Source organism: Aphanothece microscopica RSMan92 (assembly GCF_046613545.2).
Classification (GTDB): domain Bacteria; phylum Cyanobacteriota; class Cyanobacteriia; order PCC-6307; family Cyanobiaceae; genus NIES-981.
On sequence record NZ_JBKKKY020000025.1, the window covers coordinates 16,483 to 36,956 of the forward strand.

Consider the following 20,474-nt stretch of genomic DNA (forward strand, 5'->3'; position numbering starts at 1 on the left):
GGTAGCGCCAACTACCGAACGCCCAGCGGCCGTGCCCGGGCCCAGCCGAGCTGCGCACCGCTGAGCCTTCGCCAGCTGAGCGGCGGCTGATGATCGACGGGGCTGGCGGGACTCGAACCCACGACCTACGGTTTAGGAAACCGTCGCTCTATCCGGCTGAGCTACAGCCCCGGGGCCGCCATTATGCGCGGGCCCGGGCTCCAAGGGCGCGCCGGTGGGCCAATCCGGTCGGCCGCTCCGGTCGCCCGCACCGGTCGCCCTGCGAGCACACCCAACCGAAGCGACCACACCCCAACCAGCCAGGACCTCCAGAAGGCCTCCCTCCAGCCGGGTTCCTTCGAGCAGGCATCATGGGGGGGAAAGCAGGCGAGGTGATCGCGACCGGGTGGTGGACGGCCTTCGGGTCCGAGACCAGCCCGGTTGAGGAAAGTCCGGGCTCCCCAATGGCCAGGCTTGCTGGGTAACGCCCAGTGCGGGTGACCGTGAGGACAGTGCCACAGAAACACACCGCCGATGGCCGGGGCCCGTCCCTGTGCACAGGCAAGGGTGCAAAGGTGCGGTAAGAGCGCACCAGCAGCATCGAGAGGTGCTGGCTCGGTAAACCCCGGCCGGGAGCAAGGCCCAGGGACAAGGGTTGGCCATGACACCCGTCCCGACCCAAGTGCGCCGCTCGAGGCCGCCGGCAACGGCGGTCCCAGACAGATGATCACCCCAGGCAGGGCTTCGCCCTGCCTGGAACAGAACCCGGCTTACGCCCTGCTTTCACCCCTACGCCACCGCCAGATGGGTCCTCGCCGTTAGCGCAGGAGCAAGCCCGAGCCCCCCAGGGGATGGACCCACGGGGCCGGACGTGCTGCGGTGGATCGCCGCAAGACATCCGGGCTGACATCACACCGCAACCCAGCCTGGATCAATCAAACACACCATGCCGGCCAATCGCGGCAGGCTGAGATGGGAAACCTGATGGACGAAATGGCGGCTTGGGGGGGAGCACTTCTGCCAAGGAGTCAGCAACGCTGAGCCTTCTGGCGCAGGAGCTTCCTCGGCGAAGCGAAGCGGGAAGGCAAACGTTCACCAGAGGTCGTGATTTGCGGCACAAGGCCCCGAATCGACACGCCACGGGTGCTGGGCTGGAACCGTACAGCACATTGGGTTTGACTCCATAATGGAACGACTGCCACCAAGACTCCAGTTCCATGCAGGTTAAATTCTACGGAGTCCGCGGATCAATCTCCGTCTCCGGAGAACAGTACACAAGGTTTGGAGGCAACACAACATGCCTCCAAATCATGGCCCCGGAGACAAGGAGAATTGGCATCATTGACGCAGGAACAGGGATCAGAAAGCTCGGCGCCGATTTCACCGCGATGGGGACCGATCAAAAGGAGATCTTCATTGCATTCACACATTTTCACTGGGACCACATCCAAGGATTCCCATTCTTCGGCCCAGCCTATGACCCAACCACCACGATCAAGATCCTGGCCAAAGGCGGGAAGCGGCGCGCCCACACGCTGAAAGATATTTTCGCAACTCAGATGCAGGAAACATATTTTCCCGTTTCAATGCGGGACATGGGTGCCAACTTTGATTTCATCTTGCTCGATAGCTCCTCTCACACCTTCATCCCGCCCGACGGCATCCCTGTCACAATCAAAGCCATCAAGCACAGACACCCCGGAGACGCCTACAGCTATCGCTACGAACGGGCCGGCCGCTCCATCGTATTTTCAACAGACATCGAACACGGCGACGCAATTGACGAAAATATTGTGACCTTTGCCCAAGGCGCAGACATCCTGATTCATGACGGTCAATATTCCAACGAAGAGCTTGCCACCAAAAGGGGTTGGGGTCACAGCAGCTTTGAGCAGGCCGCCGAAGTTGCCATAAGAGCCAATGTCAGACAATTGGTGGTCACCCATCACGACCCCGACCACGACGACGACTATCTGGAAAACGCCGAGAAATTATGTCAGGATATTTTTCCGGACGCTCTTTTCGCACGCGAAGGGATGGTTCTCTCGACATGAAGAAAAGACCTCATACCTGAGTGCACTCCTCACCAACCTTCATGCCCAAGGGTTGGGTTCCCGCGCAGCAGGGCCAGCATCACAGCCAAGCCAACGGAAGAGCTCCCAAAAACCGGCGCTACTGTGCCTGCCTACCCAGACTGTGCTTACTTACAGCGTGCTTGTCAGTGTGCCTAGTCTGAGCAAGCCCGCGTAATCCAGAGCAAGTCGGCCTTCGGGGAAGCCAAGGGGATCTGATCATGAACACACCGGTCATGGCGAAGCTTCGCCTTCTCACCAGAACCTGCATCAGCGGCACTCCCCTCCTTCTCCTGGCATGGGTTGGGTGCCATGGCGCCGCAGCCATCGCCCAGCCCATCGCCGGGCCATCGCCGATCCCTTCCCCCATGTCTCAGGGCAGCGATCCAGCCTCACGCATCGGGACCAACCTGGGAGCCGTGCGCTATTGCCGCCGTAATTATCGGGCGGATGACATCTTCAGCTCCCGTTTCAAGGCTCTGGAACAGCTCGCCAACGAGGCACTGCTGAATCTTTCCAGTGACAAGCAAGTACGCGCCAGACGCCAGATGGCCGCGGTGGAACAATCAGGCCAATTCGAAGGAAAACCCCTGACCCCTATCCAGTGTGAGGCTGTCAGAAAGGGTTTTCTGGAGCATTACCGCTGACATGCCACACCATCAGCGGCTGATGCCCACAGGCAGGCCAAACGGTCCACACGTCAGCAGAACAGCCACCGCCGCTCGGATTGGGTGGATGAGAGTGGATGGGGTGGATTGGTGGATGGGATGGCTTCGCGGATGGGATGAACCAACCTCTCACGCTTGAGCCTGATCAGCATCAACCTGCATCGAGAGATCATGTCATCGCTGCCGGGACCACCCCCACCTGCCTCCTGCCCGGGGATGGGATGCCCCCCATCGGCTGTACCCTGCCCCGCGGCTAGGTTCGAAAGGACCCTGAGCCCCGTTGGCGTCACCCGCCGGTGCACCCCTCGACCATCGGCGATCGGCCACTGCCCTCCTCCATCCGCGACGTGACCCCCGAACGCCGCCGACAGCTGCTCGCCTTCCTGGCGGGCCTCGGGCTGGACCCGGAGGCCCCCGGTGGTCCCGGCCGCGACGATGGCGCCCTGGCCCCGATCGACGAGGCCCTCACCCACACCTCGGCGCTGCTGGGCCCCAACCACGAGCGGCTGGAATTCCTGGGTGACGCGGTGCTGCGGCTGGCGGCATCCGAGTACCTCCGGACCCACCATGGCGCCCTCAGCGTCGGCCGCCACGCCGCACTGCGGGCCCAGCTGGTCAGCGACCGGTGGCTGGCGGACCTGGCGACCAGCTGCGGCATCCCGAGCGTGTGGCGGATCGGTGCAATGGCCAGGGGCGACAGGGCGGGGCTGGCCACGGTGCGGGCCGAACTCTGCGAGGCCCTGATCGGAGGGCTGTACACCAGCTGGGGATCCCTCGACCCCGTGCATCGCTGGCTCACGCCCCACTGGCAGCGCAGCTGCAGCGAGCTCCTGGCCGATCCGGATCGCCACAACTGGAAATCAGCCCTGCAGGAGTGGAGCCAGGGTGAGGGCCTGGGGCTGCCGGTCTACGCCTGCGAGGAACACTCCAGGGCCCACGGCGACCCCCGCCGCTTCCGCTGCAGGGTGACATTGCAGGGAGAGCCCATGGATCTGGAAGGCTGGGGCCCATCCCGCCGCAGTGCGGAGCAGGACGCCGCCCGGCTCGCCCTGGCGACGATCAGGCCTGCTCCAGGGTCTTGAGGGGGATGGTCACCAGCTTGTCCCAGTTACCGCCCTCGAAGAGCACCGCCGCCTGACTGCCGCTGAGCCGCTGCACGAAGCCCTTGTAGCCGTTGTAGATGGATCGGGCGTCTCTCACCACCACGGTGGAGCCCGGCAGGATCGGCAGGTCGGGCATGGCAGGGGTCCGGCGTGAAGCCATTATCGACCGCAGCAGCCTCCAGCGGCATGGATCCCCATCCAGATGATCCGGCACCCCCCCCTCCGGAGCTGGGGAGCCCGGAGAGCCCGATCCCGCTGGAGGCCACCGAGGACGACCTGCTCGTGGTGGGCAAAGTGGTCGCGGCCCAGGGGCTGAAAGGGGAACTGCGGGTGTTGCCGATGAGCGACTTTCCGGAGCGCTTCACCCGGCCGGGTCGCCGCTGGCTGCAGCGGGGTCAGGACGCGGCCCGGGCCGTGGAGCTGAAGAGCGGGCGGCAGCTGCCGGGCAAGGAGCTCTTCGTGGTCCGCCTGGCGGAGGTGGACAGCCGCGAGGCCGCCGAAGCCCTGGTGGGCCAGAGCCTGCTGGTGCGCGCCAGGGATCGCCCCCGGCTGGCCCGCGGCGAATTCCACCTGCTCGACCTGGTGGGCCTGGAGGTGCGGCTGCTGGACACGGGCGCCCGGGTGGGCACCGTGACCGACCTGGTGCATGCCGGCCAGGACCTGCTCCAGGTGGAGGCCGGAGGTCGCCTCCTGCTGATTCCCTTCGTGGCGGCGATCGTGCCGGAGGTGAACCTGGACGGAGGCTGGATCGGCATCACCCCACCGCCGGGGCTGCTGGAGCTCTGAGGCGGCAGCAGATCGGCCCGCCGGCCCCCGAACGTACCCCCGAACCTGGGCCTGGAACCTGAACCTGCCCTTGAATGGGTCCGACGCCTTGGTCCGATGAGCTCCAGCACCCTGGTTCCCGTGATCCTGTGCGGTGGCACCGGCACCCGCCTGTGGCCGCTGTCCCGGGCGAGCTATCCCAAGCAGTACTGGGCCCTGGGCAGCAGTGGTGAGGAAACCCTTCTGCAGCAGACCCATCAGCGGCTGGCCGGGCTGCCCGGGCTGGCTCCGCCACTGCTGATCTGCAACGAGGACCACCGCTTCATCGTGGCGGAACAGATGCGCCAGATCGGGGTCGAACCCGCCGGAATCCTGCTGGAGCCGATCGGGCGCAACACGGCACCGGCGGTGGCGGTGGCGGCGCTTCAGGCGACCGCGCAGGGGGAGGATCCGCTGCTGCTGGTGCTCGCCGCGGACCATGTGGTGCGGGACACCGAGCGGTTCCGCCAGACGGTGGTGGCGGGGCTCGAGGTGGCCGAGGCTGGCCGGCTGGTGACGTTCGGGATCGTGCCCACCGCCCCGGAGACCGGGTACGGCTACATCGAGGCAGCGGAACCCCTCGCCACCGGCGCACTCAGCCAGCCGCAGGCCGTGCCGATCCAGCGCTTCGTCGAGAAACCCGATCGCGCCACGGCGGAAGGCTTCCTGGCCTCCAGCCGTTTCACCTGGAACAGCGGCATGTTCCTGTTCAAGGCGAGTGCGGTGCTGGCGGAGCTCGAACGGCTGGCCCCGGAGGTGGTGAGCGCCTGTCGCTCGGCCCTGGAGCACGACGCGGCTGACCTGGATTTCCTGCGGCTCGAGCGGGAGGCCTTCGCCGGCTGCCCCAATGTGGCGATCGACGTGGCCGTGATGGAGAGGACCTCCCTGGGCAGCGTGCTGCCGTTGCAGGCCGGCTGGAGCGATGTGGGCAGCTGGAGTGCCCTGTGGGAGACGGCGGACCGCGACGGCGACGGCAACGTGCTGCGCGGCCGGGTGATCAGCGAGGCGAGCCGCAACTGCTACCTGCGCAGCGAGCACCGGCTGGTGGTGGGTCTCGGCGTGGAGGATCTGGTGGTGGTGGAAACCGACGACGTGGTGCTGGTGGCCCACCGGGAGCGGGCCCAGGACGTCAAGGCTGTGGTGGGGCTGCTGGAGCGGGAGGGGGCCCGGGAGAGCAGGGCGCACCGGAAGATCTACAGACCCTGGGGCTCCTACGACGGGGTCGTGGAGGGTGAGCGCTGGCAGGTGAAGAAGATCGTGGTCAACCCCGGCGCCAGCCTGTCGCTGCAGATGCACCACCACCGCGCCGAGCACTGGGTGGTGGTGAAGGGCACGGCGGTGGTGGAGAAGGACGGTACCGAGGAACTGGTGGGGGAGAACCAGAGCACCTACATCCCACTGGGTGCCCGGCACCGGCTGAGCAACCCCGGCAAGATCCCCGTCGAGATGATCGAGGTGCAGAGCGGCTCTTACCTGGGCGAGGACGACATCGTGCGCTTCGAGGACCGCTACGGACGCAGTGACGCCCTGCTGCGACCCTGAGGGGCCTCGCCGCTGCCGCCGCCCTGCCCCCTCACTCCACCGTGACGCTCTTGGCCAGGTTGCGGGGCTGATCCACGTCCAGACCGCGGTGGGCGGCGATGTGGTAACTCAGCAGCTGCATCGGGATGACGGTGAGCAGGGGGCTCAGCAGTTCATCCACCTCCGGCACCGGCAGCAGCACATCGAACAGGCCGGTGTCGGGCCCCTCGGGGGCCACGCCGATCAGCTGGGCATCACGGGCCTTGGCCTCCTGGGCATTGCTGAGCACCTTGTCGAACACCGTGCCGGGCATGGCGATCGACACCACGGGAACCCGGGCATCGAGCAGGGCGATCGGCCCATGCTTCATCTCCCCGGCCGGGTAGCCCTCGGCATGGATGTAGCTGATTTCCTTGAGCTTGAGGGCCCCCTCGAGGGCAATCGGGTAATTGATCCCGCGCCCGAGGAAGATCACATCCTGGGTATCGGCGAACAGGTGCGCCAGAGCCTCACAGCGCTGGTCGTGGTCGGCCACCAGGCGCTCCAGCAGGGCAGGCAGCTGACGCAGCTGACTCACGAGATCGCGCAGCTGCCGGGGCCCGCCGGGGCCGCTGGCGCCCCCGCGCCGCTCGGCCAGGGCCAGGGCCAGCCCGTAGAAGGCGAGCAGCTGGCCGAGGAAGGTCTTGGTGGCGGCGACGCCCACCTCGATGCCGGCGCCGATGTCGAGGATGTGGGGCACCATCCGGGCCAGGGAGCTCTCCGGCCGGTTGGTGATCCCCAGCAGCCTGGGCGCGAAGGCCGGGTCGGCCACCAGGCGACGCCGTTCCTGCTCCATCGCCAGGGCCGCCAGGGTGTCCGCGGTCTCGCCCGACTGGGTGACCCCGATCGTGAGGGTGTGCCGGCTCAGCGGGGGTGGCGCATAGCGGAACTCACTGGCATAGAACACGCTGGTGGGGATGCCGGCCAGCTGCTCCAGCAGGTAGGCGCCCACCAGGGCGGCATGCCGGCTCGTGCCGCAGGCCAGGATCTGAACCCGCTCGAGCCCCTCGTATAACCCCGGATCGAGAGGCAGCGCCACCAGACGTCCCTCGGTGGGCTCCGGCAGATGGCGCGCCACCCAGAGGGCCGCCGTTTCCGGTTGCTCATGGATTTCCTTGAGCATGAAGTGGCGGAAGCTGCGCTTGTCAGCCACGTGCTCGGTGCCGCTGAGCAGGCTCGGTGTGCGCTGCACCCGGCGCCCGCTGCCGTCGTAGAGCTCGATGCCCAGCGGGGTCAGCAGAGCCACCTCGCCATCCTCCATGGGGAGGATGGTGCGGGTGAAACCCGCCAGGGCAGGGGTGTCGCTGGCACAGAGAAATTCACCTTCGCCGAGCCCGATCAGCAGAGGTGCCGCCCGGCGGGCCACCACGAGGGCACCGGGTGCCTGGGCCCAGACGACAGCCAGGGCGTAGGCCCCATGAAGCTGGGGCAACACCTCCTGCACCGCCCGCAGCAGCAGGCTGGCGTCTGCGGGCTGGCCGGAGGCCTGCAGTCGCTCCAGCTGCCTGGCGAGGAGGTGCGGGATGACCTCGGTGTCGGTGTCAGAGCGAAAGACGACCCCCTCGCTCTGCAGCTGCTCCCGCAGGCTGCGATGGTTTTCGATGATGCCGTTCTGGACCACGGCCAGCTCACCCCGCCCGTCGAGATGGGGGTGGGCATTGCGCTCTTCCGGCTTGCCGTGGGTGGCCCAGCGGGTATGGCCGATGCCGCAGTGCCCCGGCGCCCCCTCGGCCTCATAGCGGGCCGTGAGGTTGACCAGCTTGCCCTCAGCCCGGAGACAGTGCAGCCGTCCAGGCGGCTCCCCGTCAACGCCTGCCGAACCGGAGGGAGCGAGTTCGACGGTGGCGATGCCGGCAGAGTCGTAGCCGCGGTACTCCAACTGACGCAGACCCTCGAGCAGCTGGGGGGCCGCTTCCCGTGAACCGATCAGGGCAACGATGCCGCACATAGGGCAGGAGCAAAAAAAAGCCCGGCAGCGGGCCGGGCCTGAGCTTATGGGAGATGGCCCTGCCATCCGTATGGGAGATGGCGCTGCCATCCGCTGCGGATCCGACGGGAGGGGTCAGCCGGTGACCGCGAGCGTTCGGCGCGGGGATCGCCAGGCGATGGACAGGCCGCCATTCCAGGCCGCCATGCAGAGCAGCGTCCGGAATCCGCAGGCCTGGTCCTCAGTAGGCCAGGCCCATGGAACGGGTGGTCTCGTCGCCGAGGTAGACGCGGATCGAGAGGAAATCGGTGGGGCAGGCGGTTTCGCAGCGCTTGCAGCCGACGCAGTCCTCGGTGCGGGGGGATGAGGCGATCTGGCCGGCCTTGCAGCCATCCCAGGGAACCATTTCCAGCACATCCAGAGGGCAGGCGCGGACGCACTGGGTGCAGCCGATGCAGGTGTCGTAGATCTTGACGGCGTGGGACATCTGGACTCCGGTGTGCTGAGACTCGGCGTGCCGCCAAAGGTACCCAAGCTGTCCGGATTGGATCTGCCCCGAGCCCGAGGCCTTCACCCTTGTTCATACGGGCCCTCCCGTGGCCCGGCAGCCCCCTCTGCACGCGTTCACCACCTGCCGAGACACCTACCGAGACGTCCCGAGAGGCCGTGGCGGGAGACCCGTCAGGGCGACCCGTAGAGTGCATCGACTCTCACAGCGGCCATGTCCCAGGAAGCGATCTTCGAGAAAGTGCGCTCCATCGTTGCCGAGCAGCTCAGCGTCGACGCGGCCGAGGTGAAGACCGAGTCCAACTTCCAGAACGACCTGGGCGCTGACTCCCTCGACACGGTGGAACTGGTGATGGCCCTGGAGGAAGCCTTCGACATCGAGATTCCCGACGAGGCCGCCGAAGGCATCACCACCGTGGGCGATGCCGTGAAGTACATCCAGGACAAGCAGGCCTGAACCGCTCCATGGTCCAGGGTCTGCAGCGCGTCGTCATCACCGGCCTCGGCGCGGTCACTCCGATCGGCAATGACGTTTCCAGCTACTGGGAGGGTCTGTGCAGTGGTCGCAATGGCGTCACGGGGATCACCCTGTTCGACGCCAGCCGCCATGCCTGCCGCTTCGCCGCTGAGGTCAAGCAGTTCGATCCCAGCGGATGGCTGGAGCCCAAGGAGGCGAAGCGCTGGGACCGCTTCTGCCAGTTCGCCGTGGTCGCCGCCAAGCAGGCCGTCGGGCATGCCGGCCTGACCATTGATGAAAGCAACCAGCACCGGGTCGGCACGGCGATCGGCTCCGGCGTGGGCGGCCTGCTGATGATGGAAACCCAGGCCCACGTGCTGGCCGACCGGGGACCGGATCGGGTCAGCCCCTTCTGCGTGCCGATGATGATCCCCAACATGGCCACCGGCCTGACGGCGATCGCCCTTGGTGCCAAGGGACCGAGCACGGCCGTGGCCACCGCCTGCGCGGCGGGATCCAACGCCATCGGGGATGCCTACCGACTGATTCAGCTCGGTCTGGCCGATGCGATGGTCTGCGGGGGGGCCGAGTCCGCGATCACCCCGCTGGGCGTCGCCGGCTTTGCCAGCGCCAAGGCCCTGTCCTTCCGCAACGACGATCCGGCCACGGCCAGCCGTCCCTTCGATGCGGAGCGGAACGGCTTCGTGATCGGCGAGGGCGCGGGCGTGCTCGTGCTGGAGAGCCTCAGCCACGCCGAGGCCAGGGGAGCCCGGATCCTCGCCGAGGTGGTGGGGTACGGCATGACCTGCGATGCCCACCACATCACCTCCCCGTCCCCGGGGGGTGTCGGCGGCGCCGAAGCCATGCGCCAGGCCCTGCTGGATGCCAGGCTCGACGCCGACGCCGTGGACTACGTCAACGCCCACGGCACCAGCACCCCAGCCAACGACAGCAACGAGACCTCCGCGATCAAGAGCGCTCTCGGTGCCCGGGCCCACGCCATCCCGGTGAGCTCCACCAAGTCGATGACCGGCCATCTGCTCGGAGGCAGCGGCGGCATCGAGGCCGTGGCGGCGGTGCTGGCCATGGAGCACGGCATCGTTCCCCCTACGATCAATTACCAAAATCCGGATCCGGCCTGTGATCTGGATGTCGTGCCCAACCAGGCCCGGGAACAGAAACTCGATGTGGTGCTCTCCAACTCCTTCGGATTCGGTGGCCACAACGTCTGTCTGGCCTTCCAGCGCCTGAGTTCCGGTGCATGAGCTGATGACCCGTTAGCTCGACAGTCCGGCCTTGCCTGTTGCGTACACCCCGACCCACCCCTATCCCTAGTCCCCCGATGGTCGCCACCCCAACCGCCTCCACGTCTTCCGCCAGCCAGCTGGAAACGCTCTGCATCAACAGCATCCGCTTCCTGGCCGTCGATGCGATCAACAAGTCGAACTCGGGTCACCCCGGGCTCCCCATGGGCTGCGCCCCCATGGCCTTCGCCCTGTGGGACAAGACGCTCAAGCACAACCCCAAGAACCCCAAGTGGTTCAACCGCGACCGCTTCGTGCTCTCGGCGGGCCACGGCTGCATGCTGCTGTACGCCCTGCTGCACCTCACCGGCTACGACTCGGTGACCCTCGAGGACCTCAAGCAGTTCCGGCAGTGGGGATCCAAGACCCCCGGCCACCCCGAGACCTTCGAGACCGCCGGCGTCGAGGTGACCACCGGGCCCCTGGGTCAGGGGATCGCCAACGCCGTGGGACTGGCCATGGCCGAAGCCCATCTGGCGGCGAAGTTCAACAGGCCCGACTGCACCGTCGTCGATCACCACACCTACGTGATCATGGGCGATGGCTGCCATCAGGAAGGCATCAGCGGTGAGGCGGCCTCCCTCGCCGGTCACCTGGGTCTGGGCAAGCTGATCGCCCTCTACGACGACAACCACATCACCATCGACGGCAACACCGAGGTGTCCTTCACCGAGGATGTGCTGAAGCGCTACGAGGCCTACGGCTGGCACACCATCCACGTGCCTGACGGCAACACCGACGTGGCCGCCATCGCCCGGGCGATCGAGGCAGCCAAGGCCGTGACCGACCGGCCCTCGATGATCAAGGTCACCACCACGATCGGCTACGGCTCACCCAACAAGGCCAACACCGCCGGCGTTCACGGCGCCGCCCTGGGAGCCGACGAGGCCGAACTCACCCGCAAGAACCTCGCCTGGAGCTACGGCCCCTTCGAAGTGCCCCAGGAGTCCTACGACCACTGGCGTCAGGCCCTGAGCCGCGGTGCCGCTGCCGAGGCCGCCTGGAACAACACCCTGGCCGACTACCGCGCCAAGTATCCGGCCGAGGCGGCCCAGTTCGAGCGCCAGCTGCGGGGGGAACTGCCCCAGGGCTGGGATGCCAACCTCCCCAGCTACACCCCTGAGGACAAGGGCCTGGCCACCCGCCAGCACTCCTACAACTGCCTCAACGCGATCGGCCCCAACCTGCCCGAGCTGATCGGTGGTTCCGCCGACCTCACCCACTCCAACCTCACCGACATCAAGGGGGAGAAGGGCTTCCAGAAGGGTGCCGAGGCCAACCGCTACCTGCACTTCGGTGTGCGGGAGCACGCCATGGCCGCCATCCTCAACGGTCTCGCGTACCACGCCAGCGGCCTGATTCCCTACGGCGGCACCTTTGCGGTGTTCGCCGGCTATGCCCTGGGGGCGATCCGCCTCTCCGCCCTGAGCGAGATCGGTGTGATCTACGTGCTCACCCACGATTCGATCGGTCTGGGTGAGGACGGCCCCACCCACCAGCCGATCGAGACCCTGGCCAGCCTGCGGGCCCTTCCCAACCTGCTGGTGATCCGCCCGGGCGACGGCAATGAGACCAGCGGTGCCTACCAGGTGGCGATCACCAACCGGACGCGCCCCACGGCCCTCATCCTCAGCCGTCAGGCGATGGCGAACCAGGCGAATTCCACCGCCGCCGCCGTGGCCCGCGGGGGCTACATCCTCGAGGACAGCAACGGCAGCCCCGACCTGATCCTGATCGGCACCGGCACCGAACTGGATCTGTGCGTGAAGGCCGCGGCCCAGCTGCGGGCCGAGGGCAAGAACGTGCGGGTGGTGTCGATGCCCTGCGTCGAGCTGTTCGAGGAGCAGGACGCCGCCTACCGCGAGAGCGTTCTGCCCAGCACGGTGCGCAAGCGGCTGGTGGTGGAGGCCTCCAGCTCCTTCGGCTGGCACAAGTACACCGGCTTCGAGGGCGACAGCGTCTCGATCGACCGCTTCGGTGCCTCGGCCCCCGGTCCGGTCTGCATGGAGCAGTTCGGCTTCACGGTGGACAACGTGGTGGCCAAGGCCAAGGCACTGGGCTGAGCCCCGTACCGGCGGCGCGCTCCAAGCCCCCTACTGCAAGCCCCGCCCTACGGCGGGGCTTTTGTCGTTCCGCGCAGACTGGGATGGCCACTCCCAGGACGCGTGCGCTTCCTCCTTCGCCGGTTCCGCCTTCAGCCGCAGCCCTGGATCACGCTGGCGATCGATGGCCTGGCCGTGGCGCTGTTCGCCTCGGTGCTGCCGCAGTGCTCGGCCCTGACCGGAGATTCGGCACCAGGCAGCGACAACCCTTCCGGCATCAGCGGCAGCGGCAGCCGGGCCAGCCTGCTCAGCCCTGAGGCGGGGCGCCTCCCCGTGGAACGGGTGACGCTGAACCCGGAGGTGGAGGGGCTGGAGCACCCCTGGGGGATGGCCTGGCTGCCCAACGGCGATCTGCTGATCACCGAACGGCCGGGCCGGCTGCGGATCGTTCGGGATGGGCAGCTTGATCCCGAGCCGGTGGCCGGCCTGGCCCCGGTGGCGGCGGATGTGGTGGCAGACCAGCTGTTCGCCTCCAGCCAGGGCGGACTCCTCGACATCGCGGTGCATCCGCGCTTCGCGGAGACCGGCTGGGTGTACTTCAGCTATGCCCACGGCACCCAGGAGTCGAACCGCACCCGCGTGGCCCGGGCCCGGTTCGACGGCCGCCGTCTGCGCGACTGGCAGGTGATCTTCGCGGTGAACCGCAGCAAGCCGGGCGGTCAGCACTTCGGCTCACGGCTGCTCTGGCTGCCCGACGAGACCCTGCTGGTGTCGATCGGGGATGGCGGCAACCCGCCGCTGAGCCTCGATGGCGCCTGGATCCGCCTGCAGGCCCAGCACCCCGCCAGCCACCTGGGCAAGGTGATCCGGCTGCGCGACGACGGCTCCATTCCCCCGGACAACCCCTTCGCAGGTGGGAGGGCCGGGGAGCGTGCCGGCGTGCAGGCCACCGATCCGGCGGTGTGGAGCCTTGGCCACCGCAACATCCAGGGGATGGCCTACGACCCGGTGCACGGGCGGGTCTGGGCCACGGAGCACGGTTCGCGCGGCGGCGACGAGCTCAACCGGCTGAAACCTGGGGGCAACCATGGCTGGCCTGTCGTCTCCCACAGCCGGGAGTACAGCACCGGCCTGCCGGTGGCACCGGTCACGGCAGCGCCGGGGTACGTCTCACCGCGGCGGGTGTGGATGGACACCATCGCCCCCTCCGGTCTGGCGGTGCTGCAGGGGGATCGGATACCGGCATGGCGCGGCGACCTGTTCGCGGGCGGGCTCGTGGCCCGGGGGGTGCGCCGGCTGCAGCTGAACGCGGCGGGTGAGGTGATCACCGAGTCGGTGCTGCCGGTGGGGGCCCGGGTGCGGGATGTGCGGCAGGGTCCCGATGGGGAGCTGTATGTGCTCACCGATGAGCCCCGGGGCCGTCTGCTGCGCATCCGCCCGGCCAGTTGAGCGCACCATCCCGTCTGTGAGCTGGTGGAATGGCCGTCAGCACCCCTGCCCTCCGCTGTGCCTCCGGAAACCTCGCCCCAGGTCCCCCGGTCGCCGGAGCCCCGTCCGCCCCTGCAACGGATCGATCAGACCCTGCTCGATCGGCTCAGTGGGGAGGCGCGCCGGGAGGCCCGTCTGCGCCGCCACCACAACCTGCACCGGTTGCCTGACAAGGTGCAGCGGTTTCTGAATGCCCTGCAGCCCGGCACCTACGTGCGCCCGCACCGACACTGTCGGGACGAACCCGGCAGCGGTTTCGAGTGCTTCGTGGTGCTCCAGGGGGCCATCGGCCTGCTGGTTCTGAACAGGGCCGGAGAGGTGAGCCGCATCGAGCGACTGGAGGCCAACGGTCCGCTGAAGGGGATCGAGCTGGCCGAGGGCCAGTTCCACACCCTGGTGGCCCTCCTCCCGGACACGGTGATGCTCGAACTCAAGCAGGGGCCCTATGAGCCCGCCACCGACAAGGAGTTCCTGACCCGGTTTCCCGCCGAGGGCACACCGGATGCAGTGCTCCAGGAACGCCGCTGGCGGAACCTGTTTGAGCCCGCCGAAGCCTCAAAGGGCTGAAGGTGCAGGCCGGCCGTGGGGCCCAGGGGGAGCGCTTACACCGACACTGGATTGACGGCCTTCTGCTGCTCCAGCACCTCGGCCAGACCCTCGAGATCCGCATCCGTGATCTTCGTCTGCATCGGGCAGTGCTTGGGACCGCACATCGAGCAGAACTCGGCCTGCTTGTAGATGTCCGCCGGCAGGGTTTCGTCGTGGTACTCGCGGGCCCGCTCCGGATCGAGGCTCAGCTCGAACTGCTTGTTCCAGTCGAAGGCATAGCGGGCCCGGCTCAGCTCATCGTCGCGGTCGCGGGCCCCCGGGCGGTGACGGGCAATGTCGGCGGCGTGGGCGGCGATCTTGTAGGCGATCAGGCCCTCGCGCACGTCTTCGGCGTTGGGCAGGCCCAGGTGCTCCTTCGGGGTCACGTAGCAGAGCATGGCCGTGCCGTACCACCCCGCCATCGCCGCGCCAATGGCGCTGGTGATGTGGTCGTAGCCGGGGGCGATGTCGGTCACCAGGGGGCCAAGCACATAGAAGGGCGCCTCGCTGCACTCCTCCATCTGCTTTTTGACGTTGAACTCGATCTGGTCCATCGGCACGTGGCCCGGACCCTCCACCATCACCTGGATGTCGTGCTGCCAGGCGCGGCGGGTGAGCTGGCCCAGGGTTTTGAGCTCAGCCAGCTGGGCGGCGTCGGAGGCGTCGTGCTGGCAGCCCGGCCGCAGCGAATCGCCCAGGGAGAAGCTGCAGTCGTAGCGCTTGAAGATTTCGATGATGTCATCGAAATGGGTGTAAAGCGGGTTCTGTTTGTGGTGGTACAGCATCCACTGGGCCAGGATGCCGCCGCCGCGGCTGACGATGCCGGTGAGGCGGCCCTTCACCAGGGGCAGATGCTCGATCAGCAGACCGGCGTGGATCGTCTGGTAGTCGACCCCCTGCTGGCAGTGCTTCTCGATGATGTGCAGGAAGTCGTCGGCGTCGAGCTTCTCGATCGAGCCATGCACGCTCTCAAGCGCCTGATACACGGGCACCGTGCCGATCGGCACCGGCGAGGCCTTGATGATCGCCGTGCGCACCTCATCGAGGTTGACGCCACCGGTGGAGAGATCCATCACCGTGTCGGCGCCATATTTCACCGCCAGGCGCAGCTTGGCCACCTCCTCATCGAGGTCGGAGGCGTTGGGCGAGGCACCGATGTTGGCGTTCACCTTGCAGCGGCTGGCGATGCCGATCGCCATCGGCTCAAGGTTGGTGTGGTTGATGTTGGCCGGGATGATCATGCGGCCCCGCGCCACCTCCTCCATCACCAGCGACTCGGGCAGGTTCTCCCGTTGGGCCACAAAGGCCATCTCCTCGGTAACCAGGCCCTGGCGGGCGTAGTGCATCTGGCTCACATTGGCGTGACCACGACGCTTCTCGATCCAGGCGCTGCGCATGAGGGAGTCAGGCGATGGTGGGGGGGGATCCGTCTGTGCCCGATGCCTGCATCGGGCACAGACGGATTCGGGGCGCAGCTGGAGTTCGTTCTCACTTCCCTGCGCCGGCATGACCCGGATCAGGTTCGGAGGGTGTGATCTCAGCCCATGGAACACGTGCCTGGACGGCACGGGAACGGGCACCCCTAGTGACGCTGAAAACCTAGCAAGACCGGCCTGAGCCTGCCTGCCATGGCACGGGCAGGCAGGCAGGCTCAGGCCTGCAGGCCGTTCAGCGCCGCGGCCACCACCCGGTGATCCCCGTCCTGCTGGAGGCTCTGCAGCAGGGTGCGCGCCTCCTCGGCGACGGCCCTGTCCCCCGAGGGCGAGGCGGCTGCCCGGGCCAGCCGGGTCAGGATCTCGGCCCCGCCGACGCGCACCGTGCCATCCGCATCGGTGAGGGCCAGCCGGGCCAGTTCCAGCAGATCGGCCGGTCTTGCGGCCGGATGGTCCGCCACCGCCGCCAGCACACTGCAGCGCAGCAGCCACTGCGCATCGCGGCGAAAGGCCTCCAGCACCACCGGCCAGGCCCGCTCCAGGCCATAGCTCACCAGCGAATTGGCCGCCTCGGCGCGCACGTTGGCATCCTCGTCATGCTTCAGGGCGTCCAGCAGGGCGGTCCAGCCCGCCTCGCTCTGCTTCACCCCGAGACCGGCACAGCTGAGCGAGCGCACCATGAAGGCCGACTGCTCGAGGCCCAGCAGCAGCAGCGGCACCGCCTGTTCCGCGGGGATCTCCCGCAATCCGGCCAGGGCTGGCATCGAACGGGACGGATCGCCGGAGGCGATGGCGGCGCGCAGGGCCTCCAGCTCGGCCGGGACGTCGGAAGGGTTGGTCATTCCTCCAGCCTGGCGGATGGCCCAACCTGCCGCAGCGCCTCGAGCAGACGCCGCCTGCGGCGGCGCCGGTTGTTGACGCTCGTGGCCAGCAGGCCCACCCCGATCACCAGCGCCGGCAGCACCGGCAGGCGGTCGTGGCCCTGACGGTGCACCGCCACGACCAGGGCCATCGCCAGCAGCAGGGGCGCGGACAGCGCCAGCAACCCCTTCAGCCAGAAGCGCTGCCTCATCGCGGCCGATCCATCCAGCGCAGCAGGCTGAGGGTCAGGACCCGGATGCCGACCGCCAGCGCCCCCTCATCCGGCGCGAAGGTGTTGCTGTGGAGCGGGCTGCAGCCCTGGGGGCCGGCCACCCCCAGGCGGAACATGGTGCCGCGCAGGCCATCGAGCAGTTCGGCGAAGTCCTCCGCCCCCAGCGAAGGCTGCTCGAGCCACTGCACCCGATCGGGGCCCAGCAGCTCGGCACCGGCCTGCGCCACCAGCTCGGTGAGGGCGGGATCGTTGTGCACCGGCGGTGAGATGCAGCGGTAGCGGACCCGGGCTTCACCGCCATGGCCCTGACAGAGGGCGTGGACGGTCTCCTCGATCCAGGCCGGCAGCTGGGCATGCACGTCATTGTCGAGGCAGCGGACGGTGCCGAGCAGGCGCACGTGATCGGCGATCACGTTGAAGGCCCTGCCCCCTTCGATGCGCCCGAAACTCACCACCACCGGATGCAGCGCATCGAGGCGTCGGCTGATCGCCTCCTGCAGGCCGCTGACCACCCGGGCCGCGATCCAGATCGCATCGGTGCTCTGGTGGGGTCGGGCGCCATGGCCGCCCTCGCCCAGCACTTCCACCTCCAGTTCGCCCGCCGCCGCGGTGAGGCTGCCGCTGCGCACCCCGATGCTCCCCACCGGGATGCTCGGAAACACATGCACGCCGAACAGGGCGTCAAGCCCCGCGGTGGCCCCATCCAGCTTCATCCAGGCCGCCCCCTGGGCCGTCTCCTCGGCCGGCTGAAACAGCAACCGCACGCGGCCGCGCAGCAGCTGGGGCTGCCGCTGCACCACGGCCGCCAGCAGGCGCGCCACGCCCAGCCCCACGGCGGTGTGCAGGTCGTGCCCACAGGCATGCATCAACCCCTGCACCGTGGAGGCGTAGTCGAGACCGGTGCGCTCCTCCACCGGCAAGGCATCCATGTCGACCCGCAGGCCCACCACAGGAAGCGGCTCACCCTCCGGCCCGGCGGAGGACCCCAGTTCGGCGACCACGCCGGTGCGACCCACGCCCTCCCGCACCTGCCAGCCCCAACGGCGCAGCTCCCCCGCCACCAGGGCGGCCGTCTGCTGCTCATGGCCACTCAGTTCCGGATGGCGGTGAAGATGGCGGCGCAACTGGATCAGTTCGGGCAGCACCGCCGCCAGCTCGGGCTCCAGAGCCAATGACTGCCAGCTGGGCCCGGCAACCGGAGCGTTGGTCGGAGCGGGGCTGGTGTTCATGCGCATCAGGGAAACGACGGCCGGCGGGGCCGGTCAGGAGAGGGCCAGGAACTGCTGCAGAGCCTCGACCGGATCGGGGGGCCAGCGCCGCGTCTGCCGCAACCATTCTCCCTGGCGGTAACGGGGATCGAGGCCCGAGGCCGCCGCCCAGTGGCTCTCGGCCTCACCCCGGGCCCCCTCTCGCCAGAGCAGGGCGGTGAGGCCCGCCCGGGCATCGGCGAAGAGTGGGTAGCGGCGGATCAGGGCGCGCAGAGCCCGCTCGGCCGTCTCCAGGTCACCCAGCTGGAAGGCGGCCAGGGCGGCACTGGCACGGGCCATGGCGAAGCCAGGCCTGGCTTCGGCCGCCGCCTCGAAACTGGCCCGGGCAGCCCGCCAGTCCCCGCGGGACCCCAGCACGTTGCCGAGGTTGTAGAGCGCCGAGGCCTCGGCGGGGTCGCGCTCGAGGATCCAGCGGTAGTCAGCCTCCGCCGCCTCCCAGCGGCCCAGGGCTTCCTCCGCCGTACCGCGGTTCAGATGGGGATCCGGACTGGCTGGATCCAGGGTCGCCGCACGGGTCTGGTCGGCGATCGCCCCCTCGGGATCGCCCAGGGCCAGCCGCACATTGCCGCGGTTGCTCCAGGCGGCGGCGTCCTCCGGGGCCAGGGCCACCACCCGGTCCCAGAGGGGCAGGGCTTCGGCGAAGCGCCCCTCCCGGCTGGTCGCCAGGGCCTGCTCGAACAGCCGCTGGTGGGCGAGGGGCGGCTCCAGGGCCAGGGCAGGGGGCACGGCAGCCACTGAGGCAAGGCCCAGCAGGAGCGCGGTCGCCGCCGCCAGCACCAGCAGATGCGTGCGACGCCAGCCCGCCAACCACCCCCCGGCCCTGATGCACCCCAGAGCGCGCATGCACCCCATGGCCGGAACGCCCATCGACCTGCTCACGCCGCCGCCAGGTGAGCCCGACCGGCATCGGTCAGAACCCGGCCCCGGGGGGTGCGCTGCAGCAGGCCCTGCTGCAGGAGGTAGGGCTCCACCACCGCCTCCAGGGTGGCGGGATCCTCCCCGAGTCCGGCCGCCAGCGTGTCGAGCCCGACCGGGCCGCCGCCGTAGCTCTCGAGCATCAGCGTCAGCAGACGACGGTCATGGGCGTCGAGCCCCCGGGCATCGACGCGGTGGAGGCTGAGCGCCTCCTGCACCAGAGCGGCGGAGACACGCCCGTGGCCGCCGACGGCCGCCACATCGCGCACCCGGCGCAGCAGGCGGTTGGCGATCCGTGGGGTGCCACGGCACCGGCGGGCGACCTCCAGGGCCGCCTCGGCGTCGAGGGCGACCTGGAGCAGGCCGGCGGCCCGCTGCACGATGGCCTGCAGATCGTCGAGGCCATAGAACTCCAGCCGCTGGATCAGGCCGAACCGGTCCCGCAGCGGCGAACTGAGGGCACCGGCGCGGGTGGTGGCCCCCACAAGGGTGAAGGGGGCGATCGGCAGGCTGCGGGTGCGGGCCGTCGTGCCCTTCCCCACGGTCAGATCCAGGCGGAAGTCTTCCATCGCCGGGTAGAGGAGTTCTTCGGCCACCCGGTTGAGACGGTGGATCTCGTCGATGAACAGCAGTTCATTGGGCTGGAGATTCACCAGCAGGCCGACGATGTCACGGGGGCGCTCCAGGGCCGGTGCGCTGGTGATGCGGCAGCGCACCCCGAGTTCCTCGGCCAGCACGAGGGCCATGGTGGTCTTGCCGAGGCCCGGCGGCCCGTAGAGCAGCACGTGGTCGAGGGCTTCGCCGCGGCCACGGGTGGCCTCCACGGCGATGCCCAGCACCTGCTTGAGCTCCCCCTGGCCGATGTAGTCGGCCAGCCGCCGCGGCCGCAGCCCGTCCTCCCGCTGCAGCGGGCTGTCCCCGTCGCTGGCCGCGACCGCGGGATCCACCAGGCGCTGCTCCCCCGGGAGCGTCTCCAGGGGGCCCGGATCGGCCGGTCGCCCCTGCGCCGGCCTGGCCCGCGGACGGCCACCTGGGGCGGAAGAGGCCGAGGAGACGATCGCCATGGATGGAGGGTACCGGCCCCTGCCTAGGGTCGGGGATGCAAGCCAACGGGACGCAGGGCAGGACGCGATGGCGAAAGGCGGAGCAAAGAAGGCCGCCGCCCGGGCCCGGCGGGATGCCGCGAACCGCCTGCTGGCCGACAACCGCCTGGCCCGGCATCAGTACGAGATCCTTGACACCCTCGAGACCGGCATCGAGCTGCTG

At 68.6% G+C, this 20,474-nt stretch carries 19 protein-coding genes, 1 tRNA gene, 1 other RNA gene and 1 riboswitch; of the genes, 11 read left to right on the plus strand and 10 right to left on the minus strand.

Translation table 11 applies throughout. The features are described 5' to 3' along the window. Nucleotides 1-97: 97 nt before the first annotated feature. Nucleotides 98-171: transfer RNA gene (locus tag ACLD7X_RS08830), tRNA-Arg, on the minus strand. 188 nt (nucleotides 172-359) lie between these two features. On the opposite strand from ACLD7X_RS08830, the gene rnpB reads away from it, so the two are divergent. The 4 genes from rnpB to ACLD7X_RS08850 all read left to right on the plus strand — a co-directional run bounded on the left by rnpB (nucleotide 360) and on the right by ACLD7X_RS08850 (nucleotide 3,801). After that, nucleotides 360-767, plus strand: an RNA gene (gene rnpB / locus ACLD7X_RS08835) — RNase P RNA component class A. A gap of 522 nt (nucleotides 768-1,289) precedes the next feature. Then, nucleotides 1,290-2,033: an MBL fold metallo-hydrolase gene (locus tag ACLD7X_RS08840; protein ID WP_411423241.1), complete on the plus strand. Its 744-nt coding sequence runs from the start codon at nucleotides 1,290-1,292 to the stop codon at nucleotides 2,031-2,033. Nucleotides 2,034-2,272: 239 nt separating this feature from the next. Beyond that, entirely contained in the window at nucleotides 2,273-2,698 is a 426-nt protein-coding gene (locus ACLD7X_RS08845; RefSeq protein WP_411423242.1) for a hypothetical protein, read from the plus strand. A 317-nt stretch (nucleotides 2,699-3,015) separates the two neighbouring features. Continuing rightward, nucleotides 3,016-3,801 carry a ribonuclease III domain-containing protein gene (locus ACLD7X_RS08850; RefSeq protein WP_411423243.1) on the plus strand — a complete coding sequence of 262 codons (786 nt, stop codon included), beginning with the start codon at nucleotides 3,016-3,018 and terminating at the stop codon, nucleotides 3,799-3,801. On the opposite strand, the gene ACLD7X_RS08855 is transcribed toward ACLD7X_RS08850, so the two are convergent. Continuing rightward, a complete protein-coding gene (locus ACLD7X_RS08855; protein ID WP_411423244.1) occupies nucleotides 3,779-3,982 on the minus strand; it encodes an NAD(P)H dehydrogenase subunit NdhS in 204 nt (67 codons plus the stop codon). The genes ACLD7X_RS08850 and ACLD7X_RS08855 overlap by 23 nt on opposite strands. 26 nt (nucleotides 3,983-4,008) lie before the next feature. On the opposite strand from ACLD7X_RS08855, the gene rimM reads away from it, so the two are divergent. Beyond that, nucleotides 4,009-4,608 (plus strand): ribosome maturation factor RimM, encoded by a 600-nt coding sequence (rimM, locus tag ACLD7X_RS08860; protein WP_411423245.1) that lies wholly within the window; start codon nucleotides 4,009-4,011, stop codon nucleotides 4,606-4,608. A 96-nt stretch (nucleotides 4,609-4,704) separates the two neighbouring features. Then, nucleotides 4,705-6,168, plus strand: coding sequence for a mannose-1-phosphate guanylyltransferase/mannose-6-phosphate isomerase (locus ACLD7X_RS08865; protein ID WP_411423246.1), 1,464 nt, complete (start codon nucleotides 4,705-4,707; stop codon nucleotides 6,166-6,168). A 31-nt stretch (nucleotides 6,169-6,199) separates the two neighbouring features. On the opposite strand, the gene glmS is transcribed toward ACLD7X_RS08865, so the two are convergent. Together glmS and psaC are read right to left on the minus strand one after the other, a co-directional pair. Next, complete coding sequence (gene glmS, locus ACLD7X_RS08870; protein WP_411423247.1) at nucleotides 6,200-8,134, minus strand: glutamine--fructose-6-phosphate transaminase (isomerizing); 1,935 nt, start codon at nucleotides 8,132-8,134, stop codon at nucleotides 6,200-6,202. Between the two features lie 220 nt (nucleotides 8,135-8,354). Continuing rightward, entirely contained in the window at nucleotides 8,355-8,600 is a 246-nt protein-coding gene (gene psaC / locus ACLD7X_RS08875; RefSeq protein WP_006850103.1) for a photosystem I iron-sulfur center protein PsaC, read from the minus strand. 234 nt (nucleotides 8,601-8,834) lie between these two features. Between psaC and acpP the strand changes: the two genes are divergently transcribed. From acpP to ACLD7X_RS08900, 5 genes are all read left to right on the plus strand, one after another. Continuing rightward, nucleotides 8,835-9,077 (plus strand): acyl carrier protein, encoded by a 243-nt coding sequence (acpP, locus tag ACLD7X_RS08880; protein ID WP_411423248.1) that lies wholly within the window; start codon nucleotides 8,835-8,837, stop codon nucleotides 9,075-9,077. An 8-nt stretch (nucleotides 9,078-9,085) separates the two neighbouring features. Further along, complete coding sequence (gene fabF / locus ACLD7X_RS08885) at nucleotides 9,086-10,342, plus strand: beta-ketoacyl-ACP synthase II (RefSeq protein WP_411423249.1); 1,257 nt, start codon at nucleotides 9,086-9,088, stop codon at nucleotides 10,340-10,342. Between the two features lie 77 nt (nucleotides 10,343-10,419). Beyond that, nucleotides 10,420-12,444, plus strand: a complete 2,025-nt coding sequence (gene tkt / locus ACLD7X_RS08890; RefSeq protein WP_411423257.1) for a transketolase — start codon at nucleotides 10,420-10,422, stop codon at nucleotides 12,442-12,444. Between the two features lie 282 nt (nucleotides 12,445-12,726). Then, a complete protein-coding gene (locus tag ACLD7X_RS08895; protein ID WP_411423258.1) occupies nucleotides 12,727-13,872 on the plus strand; it encodes a PQQ-dependent sugar dehydrogenase in 1,146 nt (381 codons plus the stop codon). Between the two features lie 24 nt (nucleotides 13,873-13,896). Then, on the plus strand, nucleotides 13,897-14,478 hold the full coding sequence (locus ACLD7X_RS08900) for a WbuC family cupin fold metalloprotein (RefSeq protein ID WP_411423250.1): 582 nt from the start codon (nucleotides 13,897-13,899) through the stop codon (nucleotides 14,476-14,478). Between the two features lie 35 nt (nucleotides 14,479-14,513). On the opposite strand, the gene thiC is transcribed toward ACLD7X_RS08900, so the two are convergent. From thiC to ruvB, 6 genes are all read right to left on the minus strand, one after another. Further along, nucleotides 14,514-15,896: a phosphomethylpyrimidine synthase ThiC gene (thiC, locus tag ACLD7X_RS08905; RefSeq protein ID WP_411423251.1), complete on the minus strand. Its 1,383-nt coding sequence runs from the start codon at nucleotides 15,894-15,896 to the stop codon at nucleotides 14,514-14,516. A gap of 79 nt (nucleotides 15,897-15,975) precedes the next feature. Next, a riboswitch (TPP riboswitch) is annotated at nucleotides 15,976-16,093 on the minus strand. A 57-nt stretch (nucleotides 16,094-16,150) separates the two neighbouring features. Further along, nucleotides 16,151-16,774, minus strand: a complete 624-nt coding sequence (locus ACLD7X_RS08910) for a HEAT repeat domain-containing protein (RefSeq protein ID WP_411423252.1) — start codon at nucleotides 16,772-16,774, stop codon at nucleotides 16,151-16,153. After that, nucleotides 16,771-17,004 (minus strand): DUF3188 domain-containing protein, encoded by a 234-nt coding sequence (locus ACLD7X_RS08915; RefSeq protein ID WP_411423253.1) that lies wholly within the window; start codon nucleotides 17,002-17,004, stop codon nucleotides 16,771-16,773. The genes ACLD7X_RS08910 and ACLD7X_RS08915 overlap by 4 nt, the downstream gene beginning before the upstream one ends. Then, nucleotides 17,001-18,254: an amidohydrolase gene (locus tag ACLD7X_RS08920; RefSeq protein WP_411423254.1), complete on the minus strand. Its 1,254-nt coding sequence runs from the start codon at nucleotides 18,252-18,254 to the stop codon at nucleotides 17,001-17,003. Before ACLD7X_RS08920 ends, ACLD7X_RS08915 begins: the two co-directional genes overlap by 4 nt. 33 nt (nucleotides 18,255-18,287) lie before the next feature. Beyond that, nucleotides 18,288-19,100: a tetratricopeptide repeat protein gene (locus ACLD7X_RS08925; RefSeq protein WP_425625138.1), complete on the minus strand. Its 813-nt coding sequence runs from the start codon at nucleotides 19,098-19,100 to the stop codon at nucleotides 18,288-18,290. Nucleotides 19,101-19,168: 68 nt separating this feature from the next. Continuing rightward, nucleotides 19,169-20,272, minus strand: coding sequence for a Holliday junction branch migration DNA helicase RuvB (gene ruvB, locus ACLD7X_RS08930; protein WP_411423256.1), 1,104 nt, complete (start codon nucleotides 20,270-20,272; stop codon nucleotides 19,169-19,171). Between the last annotated feature and the right edge of the window lie 202 nt (nucleotides 20,273-20,474).